This window comes from Luteibacter sp. OK325 (assembly GCF_003050935.1).
GTDB lineage: Bacteria > Pseudomonadota > Gammaproteobacteria > Xanthomonadales > Rhodanobacteraceae > Luteibacter.
Map to the genome: position 1 here is coordinate 119,600 of NZ_QAOX01000009.1, position 17,182 is coordinate 136,781.

11 protein-coding genes and 1 riboswitch are annotated in these 17,182 nt (G+C 65.1%); of the genes, 6 read left to right on the forward strand and 5 right to left on the reverse strand.

The window, feature by feature from the left end; translation table 11 throughout:
* Window positions 1-71 precede the first annotated feature (71 nt).
* Window positions 72-2,588, reverse strand: a complete 2,517-nt coding sequence (locus C8J98_RS18040; RefSeq protein ID WP_107914590.1) for a ribonucleoside-diphosphate reductase subunit alpha — start codon at window positions 2,586-2,588, stop codon at window positions 72-74.
* A 158-nt stretch (window positions 2,589-2,746) separates the two neighbouring features.
* A riboswitch (cobalamin riboswitch) is annotated at window positions 2,747-2,959 on the reverse strand.
* Window positions 2,960-3,149: 190 nt separating this feature from the next.
* On the opposite strand from C8J98_RS18040, the gene C8J98_RS18045 reads away from it, so the two are divergent.
* On the forward strand, window positions 3,150-5,990 hold the full coding sequence (locus C8J98_RS18045; protein WP_107914592.1) for a response regulator: 2,841 nt from the start codon (window positions 3,150-3,152) through the stop codon (window positions 5,988-5,990).
* A gap of 103 nt (window positions 5,991-6,093) precedes the next feature.
* Here C8J98_RS18045 and C8J98_RS18050 read toward each other — a convergent pair whose 3' ends face one another.
* Both C8J98_RS18050 and C8J98_RS18055 read right to left on the reverse strand, forming a co-directional pair.
* Window positions 6,094-7,002 (reverse strand): SDR family oxidoreductase, encoded by a 909-nt coding sequence (locus C8J98_RS18050; RefSeq protein ID WP_107914594.1) that lies wholly within the window; start codon window positions 7,000-7,002, stop codon window positions 6,094-6,096.
* A 70-nt stretch (window positions 7,003-7,072) separates the two neighbouring features.
* On the reverse strand, window positions 7,073-7,528 hold the full coding sequence (locus C8J98_RS18055; protein WP_107914596.1) for a DUF2501 domain-containing protein: 456 nt from the start codon (window positions 7,526-7,528) through the stop codon (window positions 7,073-7,075).
* A gap of 131 nt (window positions 7,529-7,659) precedes the next feature.
* Between C8J98_RS18055 and C8J98_RS18060 the strand changes: the two genes are divergently transcribed.
* The 3 genes from C8J98_RS18060 to C8J98_RS18070 all read left to right on the forward strand — a co-directional run bounded on the left by C8J98_RS18060 (window position 7,660) and on the right by C8J98_RS18070 (window position 13,189).
* Complete coding sequence (locus tag C8J98_RS18060) at window positions 7,660-10,284, forward strand: alpha-L-rhamnosidase (RefSeq protein WP_158272752.1); 2,625 nt, start codon at window positions 7,660-7,662, stop codon at window positions 10,282-10,284.
* 271 nt (window positions 10,285-10,555) lie between these two features.
* Window positions 10,556-12,241: a methyl-accepting chemotaxis protein gene (locus C8J98_RS18065; RefSeq protein WP_107914601.1), complete on the forward strand. Its 1,686-nt coding sequence runs from the start codon at window positions 10,556-10,558 to the stop codon at window positions 12,239-12,241.
* 102 nt (window positions 12,242-12,343) lie between these two features.
* Window positions 12,344-13,189 carry an NmrA family NAD(P)-binding protein gene (locus C8J98_RS18070; protein WP_107914603.1) on the forward strand — a complete coding sequence of 282 codons (846 nt, stop codon included), beginning with the start codon at window positions 12,344-12,346 and terminating at the stop codon, window positions 13,187-13,189.
* Window positions 13,190-13,353: 164 nt separating this feature from the next.
* On the opposite strand, the gene C8J98_RS18075 is transcribed toward C8J98_RS18070, so the two are convergent.
* Window positions 13,354-14,562, reverse strand: coding sequence for an MFS transporter (locus tag C8J98_RS18075; RefSeq protein ID WP_107914605.1), 1,209 nt, complete (start codon window positions 14,560-14,562; stop codon window positions 13,354-13,356).
* Window positions 14,563-14,661: 99 nt separating this feature from the next.
* Here C8J98_RS18075 and C8J98_RS18080 point away from each other — a divergent pair, with 99 nt between their 5' ends.
* Window positions 14,662-15,423 (forward strand): helix-turn-helix transcriptional regulator, encoded by a 762-nt coding sequence (locus C8J98_RS18080; RefSeq protein WP_233260279.1) that lies wholly within the window; start codon window positions 14,662-14,664, stop codon window positions 15,421-15,423.
* 15 nt (window positions 15,424-15,438) lie between these two features.
* On the opposite strand, the gene C8J98_RS18085 is transcribed toward C8J98_RS18080, so the two are convergent.
* Entirely contained in the window at window positions 15,439-15,972 is a 534-nt protein-coding gene (locus C8J98_RS18085) for a gluconokinase (protein WP_233260280.1), read from the reverse strand.
* A gap of 165 nt (window positions 15,973-16,137) precedes the next feature.
* Between C8J98_RS18085 and ltaE the strand changes: the two genes are divergently transcribed.
* Window positions 16,138-17,151 carry a low-specificity L-threonine aldolase gene (gene ltaE / locus C8J98_RS18090; protein WP_107914609.1) on the forward strand — a complete coding sequence of 338 codons (1,014 nt, stop codon included), beginning with the start codon at window positions 16,138-16,140 and terminating at the stop codon, window positions 17,149-17,151.
* The last annotated feature ends 31 nt before the right edge of the window (window positions 17,152-17,182 follow it).

The window sequence follows — 17,182 nt, forward strand, 5'->3', positions numbered from 1 at the left end:
GGCAACAGCCGGCTCCCACAGGTTTTCGGCAGTCCCATCGCCGATGAATCGGCTCCTACATTGGTGCGGTCTTACTGGCAGGCTTCGCAGTACTCGGGGTTTTCGAGCGAGCAGAACACCGCGGCTTCGGCCTGTTCCTGTGCATCGACGACCGGGGCGGCGGGCGTCGGCAGGGCGGCCGACGACGAGCTGACCGTGGTCTTGGCGATACGGGTGGCAGGACGCGAGCGCAGGTAGTAAGTCGTCTTGACGCCCGACTTCCACGCGTACATGTACATGGAGGAGAGCTGGCCGATGTTCGGGTTCTCCATGAACAGGTTCAGCGACTGGCTCTGGTCGATATACGCACCGCGCGAAGCGGCGAGGTCGATCAGGGCCTTCTGCGGCAGCTCCCACGTGGTGCGGTAAACCTCGCGCAACCGTGCCGGGATGGCGGTGATGCCCTGCACCGAACCTTCGGCAAGCTTGATCTGGTCGCGCACTTCAGCGGTCCACAGGCCAAGGGTCTTCAGCTCGTCGACCAGGTAACGATTGACCACGAGGAAGTCGCCCGAGAGCGTCTCGCGCTTGAACAGGTTGGAGACCTGCGGCTCGATGCACTCATAGCAACCGGCAATCGAGGCGATGGTCGCGGTCGGCGCGATGGCGATGAGCAGCGAGTTGCGCAGGCCCTTGGCCTTGATCTTCTCGCGCAGCTCGGCCCAGCGGCCGTCGAGGTCGGTCGGCGTCGCGGCCGGCCAGTAGTCGAACTGCATCTCGCCGTTGGCCGAACGGGTTTCTTCGAAGCCCGGCAGCGGACCATCGCGCTCGGCGATCTCGTTGGACATGGACAGCGCGTGGAAGTAGATCTCTTCCTGGATACGCGTGGACAGCTTGCGGGCTTCTTCCGAATCGAACGGCAGGCGCAGCTTGAAGAAGACGTCCTGCAGGCCCATCACGCCGAGACCGACCGGGCGCCACTTCACGTTCGCCGTCTTCGCCGTGGCGATCGGGTAGAAGTTGAGGTCAATGACGCGGTTGAGCTGGCGTACGGCGGTGCGCACCGTGGTGGCGAGCTTGTCGTAGTCGAAATGGCCGTCCACCACGTGGCGGGAGAGGTTCACCGAGCCGAGGTTGCACACGGCCGTCTCACCTTCCGAGGTGACTTCGAGGATTTCGGTGCACAGGTTCGACAGGTGGATGACGTTCTGGGGCAACGCGGTCTGGTTGCTGGTCGCGTTGGAGCGATCCTTGAAGGTCATCCAGCCGTTGCCGGTCTGAGCCAGCGAACGCAGCATGCGGGCATAGAGCTCGCGTGCCTTGATCGACTTCGACGCGAGGCCTTCGGCTTCGGCCTTTTCATAGGCGGCGTCGAACGTGGCACCCCAGGTGTCGACGAAGTGCGGGACGATCTTCGGGTCGAACAGCGACCAGTCACCGTCGATCTCCACGCGGCGCATGAAGAGGTCCGGCACCCAGTTGGCCAGGTTGAGGTTGTGTGTGCGGCGCGCGTCGTCGCCGGTGTTCTCTCGCAGCTCGAGGAACTCCTCGATATCCGCGTGCCAGGATTCCAGGTACACGCAGGCCGCGCCCTTGCGCTTGCCACCCTGGTTGACCGCGGCGACCGAGGCGTCGAGCGTCTTCAGCCAGGGCACGAGGCCGTTCGAATGGCCGTTGGTGCCCTTGATCAGCGAGCCGCGCGAGCGGATGCGTGAGTAGGCAAGGCCGATACCGCCGGCGAACTTCGACAATTGGGCCACGTCGCCGTACTTGGCGTAAATAGACTCCAGCGCGTCCTGCGGGGAGTCGAGCAGGAAGCACGACGACAGCTGCTCATGCGCCGTACCAGCGTTGAACAGGGTCGGCGAGCTGGCCAGGTACTCCAGCGACGAGAGCATGCGGTACAGCTCGAGCGTCTCGGCGACATCGTTGCCACCGAGCGCGCAGGCGATGCGCATGAAGAAGTACTGCGGCGTTTCGATGACGAAGCGCTTGGTCGGGTGGCGCAGCAGGTAACGGTCGTACACCGTGCGCAGGCCGAAGTATTCGAAGCGGCGCGAGCCGGCGGTGTCGATCGCGTCGTTGAGCTTGCGCGCGTTGATCTGCACGAAGTCGCGCAGGCGCTCGTTAAGGATGCCGAGGTCGAAGCCGGTGGAGATCGACTGCGAGAACGACTGGATGTCCTGGCCGGACACTTCCTTGTCGACGAAGGCGGCGAGCAGGCGCGCGGCGAGCTGGCCGTATTCCGGTTCTTCGGCGGTCAGCGCCGCCGAGGTGCGGATCGACAGCTGGTCGAGCTCCTGGGTGGTGGCGCCGTCGTAGAGGCCGCCGATCGTCTTCAGCGCCACGCGCATCGGATCGACCGCAAACAGGCCATCGGCGCTGCGCGTCACCGCGCGCACGATCTTGTTCACGTCGACCACTTCGTGGCCGCCGTTGCGCTTGGTCACGCGCATCTGCCCGGGGTTGTGCGGCGGCGTCAGCGTGAAGGCCGGCGGCGCGTCGTTCTTGTAACCGGCGGCGGGCGCCTTGTCGGTTGCTGCGGAGGGGGTGGCGGCCGCGTCGGCCGTCTCGGTGCGCTCGCGCGCTGCGGAATCCATCGTCGTCATTGTCTTGGCTAGCCCCATGGCCTTGGTCAAACCTCCGTCCCGAGGGCCAGGCTCGACGCGATGGGGGCAAAACGCGGAAATGCCGGGGACGGAGCGCCTCCGAAGGGCTCCGGTCCGCGACGTGCTTCCCCGCGGAAGCCGTCACCACTATCGAGGCCGCTCGGGCTCCGATCGCTGGCAGGTCTTCGGACTCGTGGACGTGGACCTTGCGGCCCGCCTACCCGTCGCTTCCCAGCCCCCGGAGGGCCAGTGCATTGAACGGGATCGTTTCCACTTACCGCTGCGGGGCAGTTCCGGATTCACACCGGTATTCCCTATTAAGTCCGACGGGCAGTCGCGCCTCTCCGGACACCAACGGGACACACGATATAGCTGGTGGCGGGGTGCGTCAACACAAGATGTAGGGTGTTTGACCTAGGTCGTTGATCGGCTGGGAGCTCTGGTTTGTCAAGGTGTTTTCGGGACCTCACGCATGACGATCGTGTGAAGGCCCTCTACACAAAGCGGACCACGCGGAACCGATAAGATCGCGCCCCACTCCCATCCACGTTTGCTCGACAGATGCCCTCATCGTTCGCATTGCAGGACCAAGCCCTCCTTTCCCATGCGCTCGATGCCCTGCCGTTCGGCTTCGCCGCGGTGTCGGCTTCCGGTGAGCTGCTTTACGCGAATGCCTGGGTGACGGCGCACCTGCGCGAGCACGAGCCATCGGGCTTCCTCGGCCTGTGGGATGCCGACAGCCGGGAGCGCCTGGCCGTCGCCCTGCCGCTGGCTGTCCCGGGCAACGGCGTGCGCGAGCTCGCTCTGGGCATGGTAGGCGGCACCCATGTACGGGTATCGCTCGAAGCTCGCCCGGGCCTTCCGGCGGCAGTGGTGGTGACGATCCGCTCGGAGGGTAACGATCTGGACGCCGCCGAAGATCGCCGCCTGGCCCTGATCGAAGTGGGCAACCTGGTGCGTGACCTGGAAGATCCGGCCGAAATCGCTTACCGGGTCGCCGAAGTACTCGGCCGCACGCTGAAGGTGAGCCGGGCCGGCTACGGCACGATCGACCCGGTGGCTGAAACGATCACGGTGGAGCGGGACTGGAATGCGCCGGGCATCGAGACGCTCGCCGGCGTGCTGCGTTTTCGCGACTACGGCAGTTATATCGATGAACTCAAGCGCGGCGTGACCACGGTAATCTCGGACGCCAGGACGGATCCACGGACGGCGGACACCGCCGATGCCCTGGCCGGGATCACCGCTTTATCCTTCATCAACATGCCGGTGACCGAGCGCGGCGGCTTCGTCGCCCTCCTGTACCTCAACCACCGATACCCTCGCGAGTGGACCGAGGAAGAAATCAGCTTCGTGAGTGAAGTGGCCAGCCGCACGCGAGTTGCCGTCGAACGGCGCCGGGCGGAACACGAGCTCCGGTTGCTCGCCAGGGACCTTGAGCGCCAGGTGGTCGAGCGGACCTACGAGCGTGACCGGGTCTGGACCCTGTCCAGCGACATCCTGGTCGTGGCCGACACCGACACGCGCCTGCTCTCAGTCAATCCGGCGTGGACGGCCATCCTGGGCTGGAGCGAGCGCGACACGGTCGGCCGCTCCTACCTCGACTTCGTCCATCCGGACGATGTGTCCCGTACGCAGGACGAAACCGGCCATCTCGCCGACGGCGAGGCGACGCTCCGCTTCGAGAACCGCTATCGCACTTCCGGTGGCGGCCTGCGCACGCTTTCATGGCGCGCGGTGCCGAGCGATGGCCTGATTTTCGCCGTGGCGCGGGATGTCTCGGTGGAGCGTGAGCGCGAAGCGGCGCTGGATGTGGCGCAAGAACAATTGCGCCAGGCGCAGAAGATGGACGCGATCGGCAATCTCACCGGTGGCGTGGCCCACGACTTTAACAACCTGCTCCAGGTGATCAGCGGCAACCTGCAACTGCTTGGCGCCGATGTATCCGGCAACGAGCGGGCGGAGCGCCGCGTCGCGAATGCGATGGCCGGTGTTACTCGCGGTTCCAAACTCGCTGCCCAGCTGCTCGCCTTCGGTCGCCGCCAGCCACTGGCACCCAAGGTCGTCAACATCGGCCGCTTCGTCCGTGACATGGACGAACTGCTGCGACGCGCCCTGGGCGAAGCGATCGAAGTGGAAACCGTCATCGCTGGCGGATTGTGGAACACGCTGGTGGATCCCTCGAACGTGGAGAACGCACTGCTCAACCTCGCGATCAACGCGCGCGATGCCATGAATGGCCAGGGCCGTCTTACGGTGGAAGCCGGGAACGCACTGCTGGACGATACCTACGCCAAGGCGCACGGCGATTTACGCCCGGGCCAGTACGTGATGCTTGCGGTGACCGATACCGGCATCGGCATGGACCAGGAGATCCTTGACCAGGTGTTCGAGCCCTTCTTCACCACCAAGCCGGAGGGCCGTGGCACAGGCCTTGGCCTGTCCATGGTCTACGGCTTCGTGAAGCAGTCCGGTGGGCACGTGAAGATCTACAGCGAACCGGGTGAGGGCACCACGGTGAAGATCTACCTGCCGCGCTCGACGCAGGGTGAGGATCGTGTGGTCGATCTTGATGAAGATATCGTGCGCGGCGGCGATGAAACCATTCTAGTGGCCGAGGACGATGAGGCCGTACGCGAGACCGTGGTCGGCCTGCTCGCCGACCTGGGATACCGCGTGTTGAAGGCACGCGACGCGGAAAGCGCGTTGTCGATCATCGAAAGCGGCATCGCGATCGACCTGCTGTTTACCGATGTGGTCATGCCGGGTTCCCTGCGCAGCCCGGAGCTGGCGCGCAAGGCGGTCGAGCGTCAGCCCGGCATCGGTGTGCTGTTCACCTCCGGCTACACCGAGAACGCCATCGTGCACGGCGGACGGTTGGACGAAGGTGTGGAACTGCTGAGCAAACCGTACTCGCGTGAGGCGCTGGCGCGGAAGATCCGCCACGTGCTCGCCGGCCGCGTGCCGCGCACGCCTGTTAGTCCGGCTGCTGCACCGGCACCCTCGTTGCCGCCGCCGAATGGTGTGCCGGCGTCGTTGCGTGTGCTGGTGGTCGAGGACGATGCGCTCATCCGCATGTCCATCGCCGAGATGCTGGAGAGCCGTGGACACATCGTCTTCGAAGCCGGCGACGGCGAGAAGGCGATGCGCTGGCATGGCGCCGAGAACATCGACATCCTGCTTACCGATGTCGGGCTGCCCGGGATGAACGGCGTTGAGGTGGCCGAGCGCATGCGTGAGTCGCAGCCGTCGCTGCCGGTGCTCTTCGCCACGGGCGACCAGAACGCCAACGGCGTGCAACGCGACGCACGCACGGCGGTTATCGTGAAGCCGTATGGGGTGGCGGACCTGGTTGACGCGATCGGGCGGATTACGCGGCCGTCGCGAGAGCATCGCCGCTGAAGCGGCTCCCACAAAGAGCTCCCAGAAAGAGCTCCCACAAAGAGCTCCCACAAAGAGCTCTATGTGGGAGCTGATTCATCGGCGATGGGTGCCAGCCCAAACCTCACGGCAACATATGCCCCCCGGTCACCCCATACGTCTCGCCGGTAATGAAGCTAGCCTCCTGCGAAGCCAGCAACACATAAACCGGCGCGCACTCCACCGGCTGTCCCGGTCGCTTCAACGGCACGTTCTTGCCGAACTCCACCAGCTTCTCCTGCGGCTGGCCACCGCTTGGCTGCAACGGCGTCCACACCGGACCCGGCGCGACCGCGTTCACGCGGATGCCTTTCTGCGCTGCCTGTTTGGCCAGCGCCTTAGTGAAGGCGACGATCGCCGCCTTCGTGGGGGCGTAATCGAGCAGGATGTCCGACGGCTCGTAGGCCTGGATCGAAGCCGTGTTCACGATCGCTGCACCCGGCGGCATGTGCGGCAGGGCCGCCTTGCACAGCCAGAACAGTGCGAATACGTTGGTCTGGAAGGTCTGCTGGAACGCCGCGCTGTCCAGTTTGTCGATGGACTTGGCAAACTGCTGGCGTCCGGCGACATTGGCGAGGATGTCCAGGCCACCCAATTCCTTCACGGCCTTCGCGACCAGTTGCTTGCAGAAGGCTTCGTCTTTCAGGTCGCCGGGCATGCCGATCACGGTATGGCCTTCGCCGGTGAGCAGTGCGATCACCTCGTCGGCGTCTTTCTGTTCCGAGGGCAGGTAATTGATTATCACGCTGGCGCCTTCACGCGCGAAAGCGATCGCTGCCGCACGGCCGATGCCGGAGTCGCCGCCGGTGACCAGCGCCTTGCGATCCTTCAGCCGGCCGTTGCCCCGATAGCTGGTCTCGCCGTGATCGGGTTTCGGCACCATCTCCCTGGCCAGGCCGGGAGCAGGCTGCGGCTGCTTGGAAAAGTCCGGCTGCGGATACTGCGTGCGCGGATCGCGCATGGCATAGGGGTCGAACGCGGCGTGCTTCGCCATGGGGAGATCCTCGCGGTGGAGAGGTCTCCCGGTTTACGGGCAGGGACGTCCATGTCCCGTCCACGTCATGTCATTTGCCCATGCCGCCGAGCATGCCCTTGCCCTGCTTGAGTACGACGTCGCAGGCCTTCTTCGTCATCTTGGCCTTCATGTCGCCCATGGGCGAGCTGTCGGCGCCGGCGGCGCCGCCGAGGTCCAGGGTTTTGCCGTCCTTGGACTTGAGCAGGCCCTTGGCGCCATCGAGGTAGCCCGGGTCCTGCGTGGGAGCGGCGGCGGTCGAAGAGGACTGTCCGCCCAGCTTGCCCAGCAGCTGATCCTTCACGCCGGAGGCACCGCTAGCGCCGCCAAGGTAGTTGTTGGTGACGCAGTACTGCAGGATGCCGGCCGCATTTCCCATGCTGCCGGACATGAGTGAGCTGCTGCTCGATCCGCCCGCCAGGCCCTTCAGGCTGTCGAGTTGCATGGCGGACGTGACGCCAGATGCCAGGGCGAGGGTGAGGGCTATACCGGCGAGGACGGTCTTCATGACGTTGGCTCCGGGGTTTCGAGGTCCGCAAGGGATAAACCTTCGTACGTTAGATGGATGTATGCGGCAACGACCACACCGCCTTTCTGCCGGTTATGCTCGGACGTTTCATCCCCCGACAGGTCCTGGCCTTGCCACGCATCCGCCCCCTCGTCCTAGCCACCCTGTTCCTCACCACCCCGGCGTTCACCACCCCCGTAGGAGCCGCTTCAGCGGTGAAGGATCCTGTGGGAGCCGCTTCAGCGGCGATGGGTGCTCGCGATGGCATCACCATTCACACCCCACAGGTAGAACGCACCGACACACCGACTTACGTCGATACCGAAACCCCCCGCTTCTCCTGGCTCATCAACTCCACCGTCAACGAAACACGACAGACCGGCTACCGCATCGTCGTAACCCACGACGGCAAGACGCTATGGGACACCGGCGAGGTGCACTCATCGCGTTCCTTCGATATCGACTATGCGGGCCCCGCACTGCAACCGGGCCAACGCTACGAATGGCTCGCGGCCGTGCATACCTCGAACGGCGACGGCAGCGTGGCATCGCACTTCGATACCGCGCTCGACGAAACCGGCTGGCATGGCGCGCAATGGATCGGCAAGGCCGATGCGGCAAGCTTGCCCGCACCGCTGCTGCGCAAGACCTTTCATGTCGATGCACACGCCGCGTGCGCGACGCTTTACGTGGCGGCCGGTGGCTACGCGGATCTTTCTATCGATGGGCGGCCCGTGAGCGACGCGGTGCTCTCACCCGGCTTCACCGACTACGACAAGCGCGTGGAAGTGGTCGCGACAGACATGGTGCTGACGCCGGGCGATCACCTCCTCGGCGCCGAACTCGGCCGTGGCTTCTACGGCATGACCAATCCCAACGTATGGCATTGGGAGCGCGCGCCCTGGCACGGACAGCCGCGTCTGCGCGCCATGCTGCGCATTCGCTACGACGATGGACACGTGCAGGACATCGTCAGCGACAGCAGCTGGCGCATCGCGGACGGCCCCACGCGTCTTGACGATCTCTACGGTGGCGAAAGCTACGATGCCCGCGACGCGACGCCGGCTACATGGATGCCAGCGTCCGTGCTACCCGCGCCGCGAGGCAAGCTCGTTGCACAGACGGAACAACCGATTCGCGTGCTCGATACGCTGCATGCCACCTCGGTGACCGAGCCGAAGCCCGGTGTCTTCGTTTTCGCGTTCGCGCGTGTCATCGCAGGCTGGGCCACGTTCGACACCACGGGCCCGGCGGGAACGACGATCACGGCGCATTACGGCGAGAAGCTCATGCCCGACGGCACGGTGGACGCGCGCGACGAACACCACTATTTCAAGGCGGGATTCCAGACCGATCGGCTGACGCTCGCCGGCGGGCACGAACGTTGGCATCCGCGGTTTTCGTACAAGGGATTTCGCTACGTGCAGGTGGAAGGCTGGCCCGGTGGAAAGCCCGCGCTCGATGCCGTCACCGCGCAGGTCGTTCACACCGACGCCGCCGTGACCGGCCGCTTCGAGAGCGCCAACCCGCTGCTCGACTGGATTCACCGTGCCGCGGTCGACACCATGCTCAATAACTTGTACGGCATCCCTACCGACACGCCGATGTATGAAAAGAACGGCTGGACCGGTGACGGTATGCTCGGCGCCGACATGTTCCTGCGCAACGTCGACGCCGATCGGCTGCTGGCGAAGTGGGTCCGCGATATCGCCGACACACGCAAAGCGGATGGTTCGCCCTTGCTGATCGCTCCGAACCCGGGTTGGGGCGACGTCCGCGCGCCGACCTGGCACGCCGCCTATGTGCTGGTTCCCTGGTCGCTATGGATGAACGCCGGCGACCGTCGTCCCATCGACGAACACATCGATGGCATCGCGCGTTACGTGACGATGGAGAATGCGCGTTCTCCCGGTGGTATCGCCGACACCGAACTGGGCGATTGGGTGAGTCCGGAAACCGATCCGGGCGGGGAGAATGCGCCCGAGGACAAACATGTCGCTGCCACGGCTTATCTGTACCGCATGCAGCGCGTGACCGCGGACATGCTGCGCCTGGTTGGCGACACGACGCGGGCAGCGGTCTTCGATGCCCAGGCGGACGCCGTACGCGATGCCTTCAATGCGCACTTCCTCGACCGCGCGGCGGGTCGCTATCGAGGCGACGGCGACCAGGGTTACCGACAGGCGCACAACCTGCTGGCGCTGGCCTTCGGCCTGGTGCCCGACGACCTGCGCGATCGAGTGGCCGCTGGCGTGGCGGCCGATGCGAAAGCTCGCGGTGACCATCTCGACACCGGTGCCCTGGCCACCAAGGTCATCCTGCCCGTGCTCACCGGTACCGGCCATGCCGACGAGGCGTGGCGTATCGCCACGCAGATTACCTTCCCGAGCTGGGGCTTCTGGCGCGAGAACGGCGCGACCAGCTTGTGGGAACACTGGAAGCTGGCATCGCGCTCGCGCGGCCATTACTTCCTCGGCACGGTGGACGACTGGCTGTTCGGCGATGTGGCAGGTCTGCGTCCCCTGGCGCCCGGCTGGCAGCGTATCGAGGTACGGCCCGCGGTGACCGCGTGGCTTGATCACGCTTCGGCTGCGGTGATGACGCCTTATGGGAAGGCTTCGGTCGCCTGGCGCAAGACGGGCGGGCGGGTTGAGCTTGATGTGCATGTGCCGGTGGGGGCGGAGGCGGTGGTGGGGCTGCCCGGGCACTCCGATACGGTCATTGGGCCGGGCGATCATCATTTGAGCGCTCCTTAGCTATCGCCGATGCATCGGCTCCTGCCAGACAGAAGCATCGCCGCTGAAGCGGCTCCCACACAGGGCTGAAGCGGCTCCCACGCAGGGCTTGGGGCCTTCCCACACTGGGCTTGGGGGCCTCCCACACTGGGCTTGGGGCCCTCTCACACAGGAAAGGTCTTCTGTGGGAGCCGCTTCAGCGGCGATGCTCTTCTTCACAAAACCGTCGTAAAGCCTCGCGATCCCCGGCCGTTAATTCATACACGGGGTAGTAGAAACAGGGTGACGGTAAATGTCCGCATTGAAGAACTGGTTCGGCCGCACGACACTGAATACGCGTGTCTGGATGGTCATGACCGTGGTGGTGCTCGGCCTGATCGGTCAGACCGTCATGTCAGGCATTGAAAGCCGTCGTGTGCAGATGGCGGTACTGGCCAACACGCTGGAGCAGCACGTAACGGCCGCGATCGCGATTGCGGACGCATATCACGCGCGCGCCGCCAAAGGCCTGACGAGCGATCTCGAGGCACGCGTCGCCGCGCTCGACGACATCCAGGCGATGCGTTGGTCGAACAACACCGGCTACGTCTTCGCCTTCGATTCGGCGCTGACCATGCGCATGCATCCGTTGCGCTCGGCCGATATTGGCAAGAACATCCGTGACGATGCCGACGGCAAGGGCTTCCACCAGTACGTGGCCATGCTCGAGGCCGATACGAAAGATGGCCACGGCATGACGCGCTACACGCAGATCATGCCCAAGACCAACGAACTCAAGGACAAGATCAGCTACTCCAGCTGGTACAAGCCCTGGGATCTGCATTTCATCTCGGGTGCCTATTTCGATGACATCGACGCGGCGTTCCGCGCCCAGCTCGGACGGGACCTGCTCAGGTCCGGGGCCATCGCTGCGCTGGCGCTGCTGATGGTCTGGCTTTCGATGAGCAGCATCCGCACCACCGTCGGTGGCGAGCCGCGCGACGCCGTGCACATTGCCGGCCGCATTGCCGGTGGCGACCTGCGCAGCGACGGCGGCGAGTATGCGTCGGCCAGCCTGCTCGGCGCGCTTGAGCGCATGCGTAGCACGCTGTCTTCCATCGTGTCCGAAGTGCAGGAAGGTGCGCACGTGGTCTCGACGACGTCTGCCGAGATCGCTCGCGGCAACGACGATCTTTCCCAGCGTACGCAAGAGCAGGCATCCAGCCTCGAGGAAACCGCGGCGTCGATGGAAGAGATGACCGCCACGGTGAAACAGAATGCAGAGAACGCCACGGCCGCCGATCGTCTCTCTCGTCATGCGAGTGGCGAAGCGGAGAAAGGCGGCGCTGTCGTCGGCGAGGCCATGGAAGCGATGCGTGCCATCGGTGATTCCAGCCGGCGCATCGGTGACATCGTCGGCCTGATCGACGAAATTGCGTTCCAGACTAACCTGCTCGCCCTCAATGCCGCCGTGGAAGCGGCGCGCGCCGGTGAACAGGGCAGGGGCTTCGCGGTCGTCGCCGCGGAAGTGCGTCGACTGGCCCAGTCCAGCGCCGCGGCGTCGCGCGAGATCAAGGGCCTGATCGCCGAAAGTGGCGAGCGCGTGGAAGTCGGCGCGTCCCTGGTCGAGCAGTCCTCGGTCGCTCTGCGGGACATCGTCGCCAGCGTGAAGAAGGTGACCGACATCGTTGCCGAAATCGCGGCGGCCAGCGCCGAGCAGTCGGCGGGTGTCGACCAGGTCAACCTGGCGATCGCGCAGATCGACCAGGTAACTCAGGAGAATGCCGCGCTGGTGGAAGAGGCGGCCGCCGCGGCCAAGTCGATGCAGGACCAGGCTCACTCGCTCACCGACCAGGTAGCGTTTTTCATCGTCGACGGCGGCGGTCGTGCCGAGCCGATGGCGCGCGCCTCCGCTGCGGAACGGGCTGCCCACGACGTTACCTTCGGTCAGTCCGCCACGGTGAAGAAGGGCGCCGACGCCTGGGCGGAGTTCGCCTGAGGTGACAAAAGATCACTAAAGACCTGCAAATAAGTCGCTTCAGTCATTAGTGGCGCCGGCCTATCGTTCTCCTCGTCCCTATCGAAACGAGGAGAAAGCACCATGTACGCCATCACGGGAATCACCGGCCAGGTCGGTACCGCCCTGGCCAACGCCCTGTTCGCCGCGGGCAAACCACTGCGAGCTGTCGTTCGCGATGCCGCGAAGGGCAAGAACTTTGCCGATCGCGGTGCCGAGCTTGCCATCGCTGAGATCGACGACACACCGGCACTGACCCGCGCCTTCGAAGGCGCGGAGGCCATCTTCATCCTGTTGCCGCCGCTGTTCGATCCCTCACCTGGCTACCCGGAATCCAACCGCAGCATTGCGTCTATCCGCGATGCCCTGCTCGCCGCCCGGCCGGACCGCGTAGTCGTGCTGTCGACCGTCGGTGCTCACGCCGCCGAGGAAAACCTGCTCTCGCAGCTGGGCCGGATGGAAGAGGTGCTCGGCCAGTTGCCCATGCCCGTGACCTTCCTGCGCGCCGGCTGGTTTTTCGAGAACGCCCAGTGGGATGTCTCCTCGGCCCGCGACACGGGTGTCATCGACAGCTATCTCTACCCGCTCGATCGCAAGGTTCCCATGGTCGCCACGAAGGACATCGGCGAGCTGGCCGCGAAACTGCTCGGCGAGACCTCCACCGGTGTGCGCGTGGTGGAACTGGAAAGCTCACAGCGAACCAGCCCGAACGACATCGCCGCCGCCTTCGCCAGGGCGTTGGGGCGCGATGTCACCGCGCGCATCGTGCCGCGCGCCGAGTGGGAATCGCGTTTCGTCGCCCAGGGTATGAAGAATCCCACTCCGCGGATGCGGATGCTCGATGGCTTCAACGAAGGCTGGATCGACTTCGAAGGGACCTCGGTGAAAGGTGCCACCGGCGTCGACGACGTGGTCGCCCGGCTGATCTAGCGCGAAGTGGAAGCATCGCCGATGAATCGGCTCCCACACAAAGCCTGCGCAGATGCACGGCCAATGTGGGAGCCGCTTCAGCGGCGATGCCCTTGCCCCCCTGTGGGAGCCGCTTCAGCGGCGATGCTCTTGACCCCTGTGGGAGCCGCTTCAGCGGCGATGCCTCACCGGCTCTTCTTGGTATCAGGCAACAACGCCGCCAGCAACCCGATCAGCGGCAAGAACGCGCATATCTGGTAAACCGCCTCGATCCCGATGTGATCGGCGAGCTCGCCAAGAATGGCCGCACCCAGTCCGCCCATGCCGAACGAGAAGCCGAAGAACAGGCCGGAGATCATGCCGACCTTGCCGGGCACCAGTTCCTGCGCAAACACCACGATGGCGGGAAACGCCGATGCCAGGATCAGGCCGATCGCCACCGTGAGCGGCGCGGTCCAGAAAAGGCTGGCATATGGCAACAGCAGGGTGAAGGGCAGGGTGCCGAGGATCGAGAACCAGATCACCCGCTTGCGGCCGAATCGATCGCCAACGGGCCCGCCGAGGATCGTGCCGACTGCGACCGCGCCAAGGAACACGAACAGATGCAACTGCGCGCTCTCCACCGACACGTTGAAGCGGTGGATCAGGTAGAACGTGAAGTAGCTGGTCAGGCTGGCCAGGTAAACGTACTTGGAGAAGATCAGCGCGAGCAGCACGGCGATGCCGCGCTTGGCCTCGGCGCTGGTATGCGTCACGGCGGGTTGCTTCGCGGCGCTTGCTGTCAGTCGCGGCAGGCCGTGGTGCTTGTACCACTGGCCGACGTTCCAGAGGATGGCGCCGGAGAGCAAGGCCAGCAAGGCAAAGAAGGCCAGGCTCGACTGGCCCCAGCGCACGACGACGACAGCGGCGGCCAGCGGTCCGAGTGCCTGGCCCGCATTGCCACCTACCTGGAATAACGACTGCGCCAGACCGTGCCGGCCGCCTGAGGCCATGCGTGCCACGCGCGAGGATTCCGGATGAAACACCGACGAACCCATGCCGAGCAGCGAGGCGCCGACGAGCAACATCGGATAGGTGTGCGCGATGGACAGCACCAGCAGGCCCGCCAGCGAGAACAGCGTGCCACCGGGAAGGGCCAGCGGCGTCGGCCGGCGATCCGCGTACAGACCGACCAGCGGTTGCAGGATCGAGGCGGTGATCTGGTAGGTCAGCGTGATCAGGCCGATCTGGCCGAAGTCGAGATGAAAGCCTTCTTTCAAGCCCGGATAAATCGCAGGCAGCAGCGATTGCATCATGTCGTTGAGCAGGTGGCAGAAGCTGATCGCGAAGATCACACCGAATACTGTCGGGTCCGCGCGCGGTGCATCCACCGTCACGCTGGCTGGCGCTTGCATGGAGTCGTCCTGGGGATCGGGGGAGGCCTATGAGACCACGCCTTCATGCGTCCCGCGCTAGGATATGGGTCACACACGTTCGAGATCGGGACAATGATCGTGAAGTATGACCCCGTGGCGTTCGAAGCCGTGCCCCGGCCCGTGGTGTCGCGCGGCCACGAATACCCCACCTCCTTCGAACTGGCCACGCACCAGCACCGTCGTGGTCAGCTGTTATACGCGGCGTCCGGAACGGTCGCGGTGACGACGCCGGAAGGTGCGTGGATCGCGCCGCCCGAGCGAGCGGTGTGGATACCCGGCGGCACGCCGCATTCGGTGCGCATGGTCGGAAGCGTAAGCACGCGTAGCGTCTATATCGAACAGGCTGCCAGCGCCGCGCTCGGCGAGCATTGCCGCGTGCTGGCGGTGGCACCCTTGCTACGCGCCTTGCTCGTCGCCGCCGTAGACGTGCCGCGTGAATATGACCAGGAAGGACGCGATGGGCTGCTGATGTCCCTGGTGGTCGAGGAGATCGCCCGCGCGCCGACGATTCCCCTGGCGTTGCCCTTGCCCACATACCCGCCGCTCGCCGCGCGTTGTGCCGCCTTTCTCGAGCAACCGCGCATGAGCGAGACCATCGACGACTGGGCGGCCGGGCTCGGCATGCATCGCCGTCGTTTCACCCGACTGTTCCGCCGTGAAACGGGCACGAGCTTCGCGCAGTGGCGGCAACAGGCCTGCCTGCTCGTCGCACTACCGCGGCTGGCTGCCGGTGAAGCAGTGACCACCGTGGCACTGGACCTCGGCTATGAAAGCCCGACGAGTTTCTCGACGATGTTCCGCCGTGTCCTCGGAAAGTCGCCGAGTCATTATCGGCCGTGAGGCCGCTTCGTGACCTCAGACTCCCGGCGCGTTCGTCGCGGCCGTCCCCTGCGGGCAATCCGCCCGGATGATGCACTCGATGGCTTCCGCAGGTGCAAGGCCAACGTCAACGCGCTGCGCCTCGTCCGGCGACGGTTCCTCCAGCGTCGCAAGCTGACTGTCGAGGAGGTGTGGGTCGAAGAAGTGTCCGCTTCGATGGCCGAGACGTTCGGCAAGAAGGTCGCGTGACGCATGGAGATAGACAAAGCGCACGTCATCGTGTCCGCCTCGCAAAAAATCGCGGTACCGCTGCTTCAGCGCCGAACATGCCAGTACCAGCGACTCGCCGCGCTCGCGGTGCCGATCCATCTCCGCCACGATCGCTTCCAGCCAGGGCTGGCGATCCGCATCGTCAAGAGGAATGCCGTGCGCCATTTTCTCGCGGTTTGCAGGGGGATGCAGGCTGTCGCCGTCGATGAAGTGCTGGCCCAGCCGGGTCGCCAGGCCTTCGCCGATCGTGCTCTTGCCGCTACCGGAAACGCCCATGACGATGGTGATCATGGCGCCCATGATGCCGCAGTTCTGGCTGAGGATTCGTGAAGTGTGGGAGCCAGGTATGGAAGCCAGGTGTGGGAGCCGCTTCAGCGGCGAAGCTCCGGCGAGCACCCGCATCGCCGCTGAAGCGGCTCCCACAAGGCGTACTATCCGACGCTGGTTCCCCAACGACATGCCCCCATGGAAACGATCGACCTGCGCAGCGACACCGTCACCCAGCCCACCGACGCCATGCGCGAAGCGATGCTGCGCGCGCCGGTCGGCGACGATGTCTATGGCGAAGACCCGACGGTCAATGCATTACAGGAGCGTCTCGCCGGCGAGTTGGGTTTTGCCGCCGCGCTCTTCGTTCCGACAGGCACGCAAAGCAATCTGATCGGTCTGATGGCCCATTGCGAACGTGGCGACGAGTACATCGTCGGCGCGGATGCGCACACCTATCGCTTCGAAGGCGGTGGCGCTGCCGTCCTCGGTTCCATCCAGCCGCAGCCGATTCCGCAGGATGCCGACGGCAGCCTGCCGCTGGACAAGGTCGAGGCCGCGATCAAGCCGGTCGATCCCCATTTCGCCCGGTCACGACTGCTTGCACTCGAGAACACCTGGCACGGCCGTACGCTGGAATTTGGCTATATGGCGAAGGCCCGTGAATTGGCGACTCGTCGTGGCCTTGGGTTGCATCTCGATGGCGCTCGCCTTTACAACGCCGCCATCGCCTACGGTCGCCCGGCGCGCGAGGTCGCCGCCGGCTTCGACAGCGTCTCGGTTTGCCTTTCGAAGGGGTTGGGTGCGCCCGTGGGCTCGGTGTTGCTCGGCTCTTCTCCTTTCATTGAACGGGCCCGTCGCTGGAAGAAAGTCACCGGCGGCGGCTGGCGCCAGGCAGGCATGCTCGCCGCCGCGGCGATGCACGCGCTGGATCATCACGTGGAACGGCTCGCCGACGACCATGCGCGCGCAAGCCGTCTGGCCGAAGGCCTTCGTCGGATCGATGGGCTGAACGTGACGGCCTGCCACACCAACATGGTGTTCCTCGATGCGCCGGCGGCGCGCCTGAAGGACCTCGCCGCGCACATGACAAAGGCCGGCGTGCGCTTGAGCATCGGTTACCTGCCGTCGATCCGGTTGGTGACGCACCTGGATATCGACGATGCCGCCGTCGAGAAAACGATCGCCGCGTTTTCGTCGTTCTCGTTCTGACGAAAGAGAAGTTCGTCTTGCATTACTGGCG

Bases quoted from the DNA above. Each gene is read 5' to 3' on its own strand.
- ltaE (WP_107914609.1), top strand. From the start codon at position 16,138: ATGGAAACGATCGACCTGCGCAGCGACACCGTCACCCAGCCCACCGAC.
- C8J98_RS18040 (WP_107914590.1), bottom strand. From the start codon at position 2,588: ATGACGACGATGGATTCCGCAGCGCGCGAGCGCACCGAGACGGCCGAC.
- C8J98_RS18045 (WP_107914592.1), top strand. From the start codon at position 3,150: ATGCCCTCATCGTTCGCATTGCAGGACCAAGCCCTCCTTTCCCATGCG.
- C8J98_RS18085 (WP_233260280.1), bottom strand. From the start codon at position 15,972: ATGGGCGCCATGATCACCATCGTCATGGGCGTTTCCGGTAGCGGCAAG.
- C8J98_RS18070 (WP_107914603.1), top strand. From the start codon at position 12,344: ATGTACGCCATCACGGGAATCACCGGCCAGGTCGGTACCGCCCTGGCC.
- C8J98_RS18055 (WP_107914596.1), bottom strand. From the start codon at position 7,528: ATGAAGACCGTCCTCGCCGGTATAGCCCTCACCCTCGCCCTGGCATCT.
- C8J98_RS18075 (WP_107914605.1), bottom strand. From the start codon at position 14,562: ATGCAAGCGCCAGCCAGCGTGACGGTGGATGCACCGCGCGCGGACCCG.
- C8J98_RS18050 (WP_107914594.1), bottom strand. From the start codon at position 7,002: ATGGCGAAGCACGCCGCGTTCGACCCCTATGCCATGCGCGATCCGCGC.
- C8J98_RS18065 (WP_107914601.1), top strand. From the start codon at position 10,556: ATGTCCGCATTGAAGAACTGGTTCGGCCGCACGACACTGAATACGCGT.